The sequence below is a fragment of the Streptomyces sp. NPDC000878 genome, from assembly GCF_053599695.1.
In genome coordinates, this window is the sequence record NZ_JBSFMT010000040.1 from 1 (window position 1) to 11,442 (window position 11,442).

Consider the following 11,442-nt stretch of genomic DNA (forward strand, 5'->3'; position numbering starts at 1 on the left):
GGTCACGGCCGATCTACCGGCCCGGCCTGCCGCCGCCATCGAGGGCATCGCCTACTTCACGGTCTCCGAGCTGGGCGCGGCCGATGACCGCGCCCAGCGCGGACGCCTCTATGGGATCGCCGACGGGTGTTCCTGTTCCGTGCAGTTCCACGAAACGTACCTGCGCGGGGTCCACTCCCGCGTTTTCATAGGCCCGTTGCAGGACGTCGCGCTGCCCGCTCGTCCGGGGTGCGGTGAGGGTGTCACCGCCGCCGTCGTTGTTGACGGCGCCCCCTCGGATCAGACAGTGCACGGTGTCGGCGTCGGCGAGGGCTTGACGGAGGGTTTTGAGCACGACGACACCGCCGCCCTCGCCGCGTACGTAGCCGTCGGCGCGGGCGTCGAACACAGCGGCCCGGCCGGTCGGCGAGAGGGCACCGAATCGCTCGGCGACGGTGAAGCCCTCGGGGAGGAGATTGAGGCTGACCCCGCCCGCCAGCGCCAGGTCGGTCTCGCCGCTGCGCAGGCTCTCGCAGGCCAGGTGGATGGCGACGAGCGAGGAGGACTGGGCGGTGTCGACGACGACGCTGGGGCCCTGGAGGCCGAGGACGTAGGAGACGCGATTGGCGATGACACCACGGCTCAGCCCGGTGAGGGAGCGGCCGTTGACGGCGTCGGGCCCGTGCTCGTGGGCGAGTTTGGCGTAGTCGTCCCAGATCGCGCCCAGGTAGACACCGGTGCGGGTGTCCCTGCGGGTGCCGGGGACGATACCGGCGTCCTCCAGGGCCTCCCAGGCGAGTTCGAGGGCGAGCCGCTGCTGGGGGTCCATGTCGGCGGCCTCACGCGGGGAGATGCCGAAGAACTCCGGGTCGAACCGTTCCACGCCGTCGACGAATCCGGCCCGCAACGGCCGGGCGCCCTCGGGCCGGGGGGTGAACCCGGGCCGGCCCGGCGGTACGTCGGTGATGGCCTCGGTGCCGCCGCGCAGCAGCTCCCAGAACGCGGCCGGGTCCGCTGCGCCGGGCAGCCGGCAGGCCAGACCGACGACGGCGATGGGCTCCGCCGGGACCGGTCGCGCCTGCGGGCCGCTGTCGGAACGGGGTTCGTCGGTCATGGGAGTGACTTCGCCTTCCTGTCGGGCATCCTCGGACATTCCTCGGGCTCTGTCGGACATCCCGCCGTCCCGCGGAGCTTCATCGGGGCTTCCGCCCGGCTTGCCGGGGCTCCGGCGCCCGCATGGCGAAGGGCGCGCCGCCCGTATCCCGGAGAGAGCGGACGGGAAGTTACACACCGGTTTCCGACGCGTTATGTTCGCCGCTTCCTCCGTACCGTTTTCCCGTCCTTCGGTATCGGCGGCATACGGCAATGAACTTCTTTTCGTGTTCCTCCGGACGAAACAAAGGGCGCAGTCGGCGGACCTCCGTGTTCACGCGCCGAATTCGGACGGTGAAACGCTACTTGCGGGCCGACCGCAGGCCAACCCTTAGTTCTGTGCCCCTATCCCCGCGTTGCGCGGCTATTACGGCATAGGGGTGGCCCATGGATCACGGCGCCCGCCGGGTCATAGCACGGTCGGTGCAGCGGGCGCAGTGCGCGACACGCCGGATCGTCGCCGGTGGCGAGGGCCAATAGGGGTTGACCGATAGGGGGTCCACAGAGCTATTTTGACCCGTCATAACTGGACCAGACCACTCTGGGCAACCCTGGACGGTCGCTTATCACTGACCGTAGCAGTACCGGAATGCCCACTTCCTTTACATGCGCTTTCAGTTCTTTGCTTTCGCACTCAGGCAGGTTCTTTGCGTTAGCTTAACCAGCCGCCGAGTTAGAATCGGTCAGCGGCCACCGGCCGCACCAGCCACCTTGGCGACGGGGGAATAAATGACCTTAGAACGAGGAAGCTCAGGCACCATAACGCGCAGCGGGGTCAGAGGCCGCGCGAAGGGGAATAATGTGACATTCGTTGAACGGGCGGAAGAAATTCTTCTCCTGGAAAGCTTACTCAACGAGGCCCTGGGTGGCGCCGGGCGAGTCGTCTCCGTGACCGGTCCGGTCGGGTCGGGCAAGACCGAACTCGCCCACCAACTCGCCGCCCGGGCCACCGACCAGGGTGTCCGGGTCGTCCTGACCCACGCCTCACCGGCCGGCGTGGGGGCCGGTCCGGGAATCTTCGGCCAGCTCCTGGAAGCCTGTTCGTCAGCGGCCGAACTGCGCCACCGGCTGGCCGAGGACGGGTCCGCCCACGCCATGTCCTCACAACTCATGCTGGCCATCTGCCACGACCTGCTGCGCTCCGCGGCCCAGACCCCGCTCCTGCTGATCGCCGACGACGTCCATCTCACCGACGCCGAATCCCTGCGCGGGCTGCTCTATCTCGTCCGCCACGCCCGGGTCGCACCCGTGATGCTGGTGCTGGTCACCAGCGAGTACTCGCAGCAGACGATTCCGCTCTTCCACGCGGAGCTGTTCCGCGAACCGCACCACCGCCAGATCCAGCTCCCCCTGCTGTCGGTGGACGGGGTCACCGGCATCCTCTCCGAGCGGCTCGACGACGCGACCGCGCACCGGCTCGCACCGGCCGCCCACGCGGCCACCGGCGGCAACCCGCTGGTGGTCCGGGCCCTGCTGGAAGAGCACCTGATGGACCCTTCGGCCGGCGGGGAGTCCCTGCGCCCCGGCGACACCTCCGCCACGGCGGTGCTCGCCTGTCTGCACCACAGCGGACAGCCCGGCCTCGATGTCGCCCGGGGCATCGCCCTGCTCGGCGATCGCGCCACCCCCGAACTGATCTCCAAGCTGGTGTCCAGGCCCCGCCGCCAGGTCAAGAGGTTCAGCGCCGCACTCTCGCAGGCCGGTCTGCTCGGCCCCGACGGATCACTGCGCCACCCGGCGGCCCGCTCGGTCGTCCTCAACGACCCGGGCTTCGAGAACGCGTCCGAACTGCGCTACCGCGCCGCCGAGTTGCTGCACAGCGAGGGCGAGACCCCGCTACGGGTCGCCGAGCATCTGATCGCCGCCGACCGGCCCGTCCGCCACTGGCACATCTCGCTGCTGCGCCAGGCGGCGGAGGACGCGCTGGACTCCCAGCAGGCCGACCTCGCCCTCCAGTGCCTGGATCTGGCGCTGCGGGACTGCCCCGACGGCGAGGAACGCGCGCTGATCACCGCGGCCAAGGTCCGGGTCGAGTGGCGGATGAACCCGGCCCGGGCCATGTCCCACTTCGCCGGGCTGCTCAACGCCTTCGAGCAGGGGCACCTCCCCGACCTGGAGGCCATCATGCTGGCCCGCGCCCTGATGTGGCACGGGCGGGAGGAGGAGGCCGCCGGAATACTGACCAAAATCCGCGCACGCCCGCACACCCCCGAGGTCGGCGAGGCCCTGCTCAGCACCGACCAGTCGCTGCGCAGCACCCATCCGGAGTCCGTCGTACTCCTGCCGGAACGGCCGACGGATCCCCGTCCGACCTGCGAGGACCCGTGCGCCGGACCGCTGGTCGACTCGGTGATGTGGGACTTCATGCAGGCCGGGAACCACGAGGACACCGCCCGGGTCGCCGAGGGCGTCCTGCGCAACGACCACTCGCCGGACTACTGGCGCGGCCCGCACTCCAACGCGCTGTGCGCACTGCTCTACGTCCATGAACTCGACCGTGCCGAGTACTGGACCACCCGGATCTACCAGAGCGCCGAGGCCGAGGGTTTCCGCACCTGGCAGGCCGTGCGGGCGGGGATCCTGTCCGAGGTGGCCCGGCGGCGCGGCGACCTGCCGGCGGCGGTCCGGCTGGCCCGGGAGGGGCTGCGGCTCATGGGGCCGAGGGCGTGGGGTCCCCAGATCGAGATGCCGCTGTCGAGCCTGATCTCCGCCGCCACCGCGGCGGGCCATCACCGTACGGCGGCGGAGTGGCTGGCGTTCCCGCGCCCCGGGGGAGCCTCGAAGACCCGGTACTACCTGCACTTCCTCGAGGCGCGTGGCCACCACCACCTGGCGATGGGGCGCTATCTGCCGGCACTGCGGGACTTCCTGGCCTGCGGACGGCTGATGAAGAGCTGGGACATGGACATCGCCGGGATCGTGCCCTGGCGGCTGGGGGTGGCCGAGGCACTGCTGCGGCTCGGCCGCAGGGAGCGGGCCGCGCGGGTACTGGACGAGCAGGCCGAGCGGCCCGATGCCCACCACCCCCGTGTCCAGGGGCCCCTGCTGCGGCTGCGCGCGGGGACCATGAAACCGCGTCAGGCGGTGGTGCTGCTGCGCAAGTCCGACGACCTGCTCGACAGCAACCGGCTCCCGGTGGAACTGCTGGCCACGCTGATGGAACTCAACCGGGTGTACGTGGAGCTGGGCGACTCCCACCAGGCGCGTTTCACCGCCCGCCGGATCTGGCGTACGGCGGCACAGTGCGGTGCCGAGGCGCACGTACGGCAGACGCTGCTGCCGGAGTTCGCCGCTCCGCACTCCGGCACGGGGGCGCCCGCGGTCGCCGAGGACGACATGCAGACGGTGCTCAGCGACGCGGAGCTGCGGGTGGCCGAACTGGCCGCTCGCGGGCACACCAACCGGGAGATAGCCGGCCGCCTCTACATCACGGTCAGCACGGTCGAGCAGCATCTGACCCGGGTGTACCGCAAGCTCCAGGTGGACGGCCGGGTCGATCTGCAGATCCGGCTGAACACGAAACTCCAGGGCACCGCGTGACGGGGCATCGCGTGACAGGACACCGCGTGATCGTGGACGGTGGTCGGCGGCGTTGACCGCACCGGGTGGGTGGCGGGTCCGGCTCCGGACCCGCCACCCACCCGGTCTCGCGTCCACCCGGCCCGGCGTCCGGCCGGTCCCTCAGCCCGCCAGGGCCCCGGACCGGAAGGGGGTGAGTTTCCGCTCGCCGATCCGCGCGCGCAGTCCGGGATCGGTGACGCCCAGTCCCTCCTCCGCCGCCAGGCACAGCACACCGACCTTCCCCACGTGCTGGTTGGTCTGCACGAGGCGGGCGGCCTCACCCACGTCGGCCAGCGGGAAGGTCCGGGACAGCACGGGCGAGAGCCGGCCCAGGGTGAAGAGCCGGTTGCAGTCCCATGCCTCCTGGTAGTTGGCGACGTTGCTGCCGATGACACGTTTCAGGTTCATCCACAGATAGCGGTTGTCGAAGTGGTGCCAGTCCCCGGAACCGGAGCCGCAGGTGACCACGACACCGCCACGCCTGACCACGAAGACGGAGATCCCGAAGGTCGCCCGGCCGGTGGTGTCGACCGCGATGTGCGGGTCCTCGCCGACCTCGCGCCTGATCACCTTGCCCAGCCGCCGGCCCAGCTCCGCGGTGTCCCGCCCCGGCTCGTCCAGTCCCAGCTCGGACCGGTTGATCACCACGTCGCAGCCCAGCTCGGCCAGCCGGCGCGCCTTCTCCTCGCTGGAGACCACCCCGACCGCGATACCGCCGGCGTTCCGTACGAGCTGTACCGCGAAGGAGCCGAGCCCGCCGGCGGCGCCCCAGATCAGCACGATGTCGCCCTGCTTGACCCGGGCGCCGTGCTCTCCGACCAGCATCCGGTACGCGGTCGTCGCGCACAGCGTGCCGGAGGCCGCCTCCTCCCACGTCAGGTGCGGCGGCTTGGGCAGGATCTGGTCGGCGCGTGCCACCGAGTAGTGGCCGAGACCGCCGTAGTTGGTCTCCAGGCCCCAGGTCCGCTGTTCGGTGCTGAGCATGCCGTCCATGTGGGTGCCCGGCTCCTGGGAGTCGACCCATGCCCCGGCCACCACCACGTGGTCCCCCACCTTCCAGCGGCGGACCGAGGAACCCACCCGGACGATCACACCGGCGGCGTCCGAACCGATCGCGTGGAAGTCCTGGTCGTGCCGCCGGTCGAATCCGCCCTGTTCGCCGAGGCGTCCCAGGAGATCGAATGTCGGCCGCGGTTCGAACGTCGCCGCGGAGACGGTGTCGTGACTGACGGAGCCGGCCATCGTGGCGATCAGGACCTCGTCGGGAGCCAGCCGGGGCATTCGCACCTGACCGACGTTCAGCGACTTCCGTACGTCCTTGTCGGCGACGCCGCGGAAGATCTCCACCTGGTCCTTGCGCAAATGCGCGGCGGTGTACAGGCCGGGCACCGCGACATTCTCCAGTTCACTCGGCGGGGCGCCCGAGATCACCGCTTCGGCCAGAGCGTCCATGGCAATTGCCTCTCCGTTGGCGACGACACCTCCGTCCGGAGAACGTTACGGCCGTGAATTGGGCGGCCCCAACCCTTAGTCGGGCTGCCCGACCCCCTACTTTTCGATCCCCTAGGGACCTTTTCGATCCCCTAGGGAATTGGGCACGGCGGGCCGGCCGACCGCTGGAAGGGTCGGCCGGCCCGCTGGCTCAGGCTTTCGCCACCGAGAGATTGAACTCGGGGGACTGGAACGTGGTGTAAAGGCGGACGAACAGCAGGAGCGCGGCCTCGGTGGCACGCGCGCTGGTCACGTCGCCGATGTCGAGGATCTGGGCTTCGGACCAGCCGAACGACTTCAGCAGGTCGGCGACCTCGGCCTTGGCCGTCGGGTCGTCACCGCTGAGGAAGACGGTGTGGTGGCCCGGGATACGACCGGGATCGACCATGACCTGACCGGCCATGGTGTTCAGCGACTTCACGATCCGGGCCTCGGGAAAGGCCGACTGAAGCTGCTCGGCGATGCTGCCGCCGTTGGGTGTGACGACCGCGAGGCCGCCGTCCCTGGTCTCGGTGGCGTTGGAGACGTCCACGACCACCTTGCCGCGGAGACTGTCGGCGCCGGCCGCGGTGAGGACGTCGAGGGAGGAGAGACCTGGTGCGGTGTTCACCACCAGATCGGCGCCCGCGGCGGTCTCCCGCAGACCGTCGACCTTGGCGCCGTTCTCCTCGGCCCACTTCACGGCCGGGGAGTTCTCGGGGTCGCGCGACCCCAGGGTCACCTCGTGCCCGAGGGAGACCAACTTCAAGCCAACGACCTTGGCGACATTGCCGGTTCCCAGTAAGCCGATCTTCACTTTAAATGCTCCGCTTCTCGGTGGGTGCTGCTGTGACAGCTCTCCGACGCCAACCACAGCCCGAGTGCGGAACATTCCCGTTCCGGCGATCTTTTCGAAGTTCCCGTTTCAGCACGGCTTGCGCCACACCCCGAGTTCCAGTCGCTTCTGCATCGAGGACAGTTCGAGCCGCCGTGACTCGGCGCAGAAACGGCCCGTCGGTACGGCGTACTCGACGTGGAACACCGCCTTGCCGGCCGCGATGAAGGGCGACAGGCGCGCGCACTCGTCGTACTGGGCGCACTCCTCGTTGACCGCGAAGTCGAAGTCGGCCAGGAGCTGGGGGATCTGCGGCAGGTCGCTCTTCAGGCCCACGGACAGTCCGCGCTCGTGGGCGATGTCCGCGATCACGCGGTTGTAGCGGAGCTGGTCGGCGGCGGTGAGCGGGAAGCCGGTGTCGTTGCTGTAGCCCTCCACCAGGTCCGGCTCCACCGCGTCGAAGCCCTTGTCGCGGCACATGTCGAAACGGCGTTCCATCAGGGGCAGGACGTCGAGCCGCCTGATGTCCAGCCAGCGTTCGCCCGCCCAGCCGTTCTCCTCGCCGAGCACCCCCGGGGGAAGTCGGCCTGGTCGGACCGGAAGTCCTCCCACGCACCGACGTTGACGTAACAGATGGGTCATCCCCGGCGTCCCCGCGGCGGCGCAGGCCCACCCCATCAGCTCGTCCAGGAGCATGGCGCTCATGCCGCCGTGTCCGTAGCCGGGCGGCCCTTCGTGGGCGATGCCGAGCACGCAGGTCCCCGTCACACCGCCGTCGGACGCCGTGACGCGCAGGGGCGGTGCGAGCGGGCTGCCGAGGCCGGTGACGGGGCTGTACATCCGCACCCCGCCCGGGAACTCGTCGACCGCCGGGATCTCCGCGCGGGCGCGACGCCGCCCGGTCAGCTGCCCGGTAAGACTGCGGACCCCGTCCGCGACCCGGTGCAGGGTGTCCGGCGAGGCCACGGTACGGACGGCGGCATCGACCAGGGCACGCAGCTCGTGCCCCAGCGCGGCGACGGCCGCCCGTTCGTACTTCGGCCCGTCCGTTCCCGGCTGTTGGGCGACGGGGCTCGTCGTGGAGGGGTGGTTCAGGGACGGGTTCATCGGGTTTTCGGGGGTCCTTGCGGTGCGTGTCGCGGCTAGGTTGCGTCGCGTACGAACACAGGCTTGAGGTGCTTCTCGGGTAGCGCGTCGGGGAGTTGTTCCCAGTCGAGGACGTGGGAGACGACCCGCTCGGGTGCGACCTTTCCCGAGGAGGCGAGCTCCAGGGCGTCGGGGATGTGGTCGCGTACGTTGTCGCGTGCGATGCGCAGGGTGACTCCGGTGAGGTACATGTCGAGCAGGGGCAGTTCGCCGGGCCGGAAGTGGTTGCCCGCGGATTCGCAGAAGCCTTCCGGGGCGAGGGACTTGACGGCGAGGGCGAGCTGGTCGACGCGGCCGGTGGCCTCCACCGCGAGGTCGAAGCCGCGGTGGACTGGCTCGATCGTCTCGGCGGTGCGGGCGCCGTAGCCCTCGGCGATCCGGCGGTGCCCTGGGTCGGGATCGACGTACAGCACGTCGGAGGCGCCGAGCGCGCGGGCGATGTCGCACACGTACAGGCCGATGCTGCCGCGGGCGACGACCAGGACCCGGGCTCCGGGCCTGTTCTTCAGGTGGGGGGCGACCAGGCGCCAGGAGAGGGACCAGTTGTCGCTCGCCGACGCCATGGCGACCGGGTCGAGGCCGGTGGGCAGGGGCACCAGCATGGCGTCCGCCCAGGGGACGCGGACCAGGTCGGAGAAGAGCCCGCCCCAGTTGCCGCCGATCGGCGCGCCGTACATGGCCATGTGCGGTACGGAGGTGCAGTGCGCGGTCAGTCCGGCGCGGCAGTGGTCGCAGGTGCCGCAGTTGACGGACCAGGGCACGACGACCAGATCGCCGGGGGCCACGGCCGTCACGGCGGCGCCGATGTCGACGACGCGTGCCACGCACTCGTGGCCGAGGGCGAAGGGCGGGGCGATGAAGCCGTGCCCGGCCAGGATCGCGGAGTCGACGTCACAGGAGGTGGCGGCCACCGGGGCGACGATCGCCTCCTGGTCGGACCGGAGCGTGGGGTCGGGTGCCTCGCGCCACTCGACGGTGTGCCGTGCGACGTACGTCAGTTCACGCATCGGCCCGCTGCCCCTTCGCCAGGGCCACGAGGTCGGCGTAGCGGATGACGGAGCCGCCCGCGCCCCAGGTGCCGTCCGGCTGTTCGTGGACCAGCACCCACACACGCAGCGCCTCGGCCCCGGACAGCCCGGCGGCTTCGAGTACGGCCTTGGTGACGTCCTCGACCAGCCCGGCCTTGCGCCGCTCGGACAGCGCGCCCTCGGGCACCGTGACGTCCACCAGGAACCGCGGCGCGTCGTCCTCCGCGCCGGTCTGCGCCCCTTCGGGCAGTTCGACGAGGTAACTCCACGCCTGGGCGCGGAAGAACGCGGTGTCGGGCGCCCCCTCCCAGCGCAGCAGGACGGCAGCCAGTTCGCGCTGGACGGTCTTGCGCCCCTCCGCGGTCAGCGCATCGGCCGGGACGGTCAGCCTGATCATCGGCATGGCAACTCCTGTGCGGGTCGACGGCATCTCGTTATAACAGTCGTCATAGACGAGGGTCACGTTAGACTATGACGGTCGCTATAACCAGCGGGGTGTGTGTGCCGAGGACCGGCCGACAGGCGCGCGAGCGGATCGCGACCGGTGCGGCCTGAGGGCCATGGGCATTCGGGAGCCGGCTCCACCGAAAAGCCCCCGACAGGGCGCCGCTGTGCGGGCGAACCAGGTCCGCGACTCGACAACGACGGTCGTCGTCCAAGAACTCGTGACGCGCGCCCCTGACCTACGGGCGCGCTCCTGGTTTCGCGCATTGAGAGGAGCCGCCTCACATCCGATACGATACGTCTCGTCTTGATTGAGTCTCGTGCAGGAGGGTCACCATGGAACACTTCGTCGACGCCGCACCCGGCATACGCCTCTGGGCGGAAGAGCGTGGTGGCGCCGACGCGTCTCCGCTGCTGCTGGTCATGGGTGCGCAGGCGTCCGGCCTGGGCTGGCCGGACGAACTGGTGGACCTGCTCACCTCCCGCCATCGCGTGATCCGCTACGACCACCGCGACACCGGGCGCTCCACCTGGGCCTTCGACCAGCGGCCCTATCCCCTCAGCGAACTCGCGGGAGACGCCCTCACCGTGCTGGACGCCCTCGACGTCCACCGCGCCCACATCGTCGGCATGTCAATGGGCGGCATGCTCACGCAACTCCTCATCGCCGACCATCCCGACCGGTTGCTCAGCGCGACCCTGATCGGCACGAGCGCGCTCAGCACCGCCCCGTACGTCCAGCAGGACGAGACCCGGACCCCGCCCGAGGAACTCCCGGGTATCGCGCCCCGCCTGCTGGAGATGTGGTCCCGCCCCGTGGCGGACCTCGGCCTGGACGCAGAGGTGGAACGGCGGGTCGAGCACTGGCGGGTACTGGGCGGCGACCAGCTCCCCTTCGACGCCGAGTACGCCCGCGACCTGGAGCGGAAGGTCATCGCGCACACCGGGCACTACACCACCGGCACCGCGCATGCCCGCGCCGACGCCTCCGACCTGGACCGCACCGAGCAGCTCGCCCGGACCACGGTGCCCACCCTCGTCATCTCCGCTCCCGCCGAACCGGTCTTCCCGCCGCCGCATCCCCACCACCTCGCCCAGGCGATCCAGGACGCACGCATCGTCGACATCCCCGGCATGGGACACGCACTCCCACGTGAGGTGCACGCGCCGCTCGCCGCCGCGATCCTGGACCACACCACCAAACGCTGACGCGCAGCAGGACCGGAGGACGGGGCAGGAACCACAGCTCCGTCAATCCAACCGAGACGACTTCTTACTCGGACCGTCCGAAGAGCGTCCCGGCGTCGCCTCTCCCCCGGTGTGCCGCCGTGTTCCCCACAGCCGTCAGGTCCCGGTCCGCCTCCTTGGTGCTGACGGCCTGGGCTCCACGGTGGAACATGCCGAGGCCGATCACCGAGAGGGGGTGGAGTTCGCAGTCGACCGCGTCGTACAGCGCGAGCATGAGCAGCAGCAACGGCTGGGCCGCGAGATCGGGGTGGGCTTGACCACGTCCACGGTCAACGGGCGCAGACCGCGCTGCTCCAGGTAGCCGAGGTTCCTCCTGTTCCAGATGGTGAGCCACCGGTGGATCTCCCGTTCCGTGAACGTCTCCAGACGCAGAACCTGGCTGTAACTGGGGATCTCCGCGCGGTCGGCGACCATCGTGCGGCTCGTCACCACGACGATCAGGGGGCGGTCGAGCTCGACCTCCCGGTCGCCCGGCCCCGTTGACCAGGCCCCGGATCTCTTCGATCGCCACGTACCGGTCTTCGCAACGAAGCCGGCGTCTGTCGTACTCTGCGACCGGTTCCTCGCCCGGTGACCCGG

At 70.2% G+C, this 11,442-nt stretch carries 7 protein-coding genes and 2 pseudogenes; 2 read left to right on the forward strand and 7 right to left on the reverse strand.

Features of this window, described 5'->3' with window-relative positions; all coding sequences use genetic code 11:
* Positions 1-130 precede the first annotated feature (130 nt).
* Positions 131-1,153, reverse strand: a pseudogene (locus ACWDR4_RS29740) (beta-ketoacyl [acyl carrier protein] synthase domain-containing protein); the annotation flags it as partial.
* Positions 1,154-1,932: 779 nt separating this feature from the next.
* On the opposite strand from ACWDR4_RS29740, the gene ACWDR4_RS29745 reads away from it, so the two are divergent.
* Complete coding sequence (locus ACWDR4_RS29745; RefSeq protein WP_450413183.1) at positions 1,933-4,671, forward strand: AAA family ATPase; 2,739 nt, start codon at positions 1,933-1,935, stop codon at positions 4,669-4,671.
* 141 nt (positions 4,672-4,812) lie between these two features.
* On the opposite strand, the gene ccrA is transcribed toward ACWDR4_RS29745, so the two are convergent.
* From ccrA to ACWDR4_RS29770, 5 genes and pseudogenes are all read right to left on the reverse strand, one after another.
* Positions 4,813-6,144, reverse strand: coding sequence for a crotonyl-CoA carboxylase/reductase (gene ccrA, locus ACWDR4_RS29750; protein WP_450413184.1), 1,332 nt, complete (start codon positions 6,142-6,144; stop codon positions 4,813-4,815).
* A 190-nt stretch (positions 6,145-6,334) separates the two neighbouring features.
* Positions 6,335-7,036, reverse strand: coding sequence for an NADPH-dependent F420 reductase (locus ACWDR4_RS29755; protein ID WP_450413245.1), 702 nt, complete (start codon positions 7,034-7,036; stop codon positions 6,335-6,337).
* Between the two features lie 51 nt (positions 7,037-7,087).
* Positions 7,088-7,632, reverse strand: a pseudogene (locus ACWDR4_RS29760) (endo alpha-1,4 polygalactosaminidase); the annotation flags it as partial.
* Between the two features lie 507 nt (positions 7,633-8,139).
* A complete protein-coding gene (locus tag ACWDR4_RS29765) occupies positions 8,140-9,150 on the reverse strand; it encodes a zinc-dependent alcohol dehydrogenase (RefSeq protein WP_450413185.1) in 1,011 nt (336 codons plus the stop codon).
* The gene (locus ACWDR4_RS29770) at positions 9,143-9,574 is read right to left on the reverse strand and encodes a tautomerase family protein (protein ID WP_450413186.1); all 432 of its coding nucleotides are present in this window, start codon (positions 9,572-9,574) and stop codon (positions 9,143-9,145) included. Before ACWDR4_RS29770 ends, ACWDR4_RS29765 begins: the two co-directional genes overlap by 8 nt.
* Before the next feature lie 377 nt (positions 9,575-9,951).
* On the opposite strand from ACWDR4_RS29770, the gene ACWDR4_RS29775 reads away from it, so the two are divergent.
* Positions 9,952-10,824, forward strand: coding sequence for an alpha/beta fold hydrolase (locus tag ACWDR4_RS29775; protein WP_450413187.1), 873 nt, complete (start codon positions 9,952-9,954; stop codon positions 10,822-10,824).
* Between the two features lie 64 nt (positions 10,825-10,888).
* On the opposite strand, the gene ACWDR4_RS29780 is transcribed toward ACWDR4_RS29775, so the two are convergent.
* A complete protein-coding gene (locus tag ACWDR4_RS29780) occupies positions 10,889-11,077 on the reverse strand; it encodes a hypothetical protein (RefSeq protein WP_450413188.1) in 189 nt (62 codons plus the stop codon).
* Between the last annotated feature and the right edge of the window lie 365 nt (positions 11,078-11,442).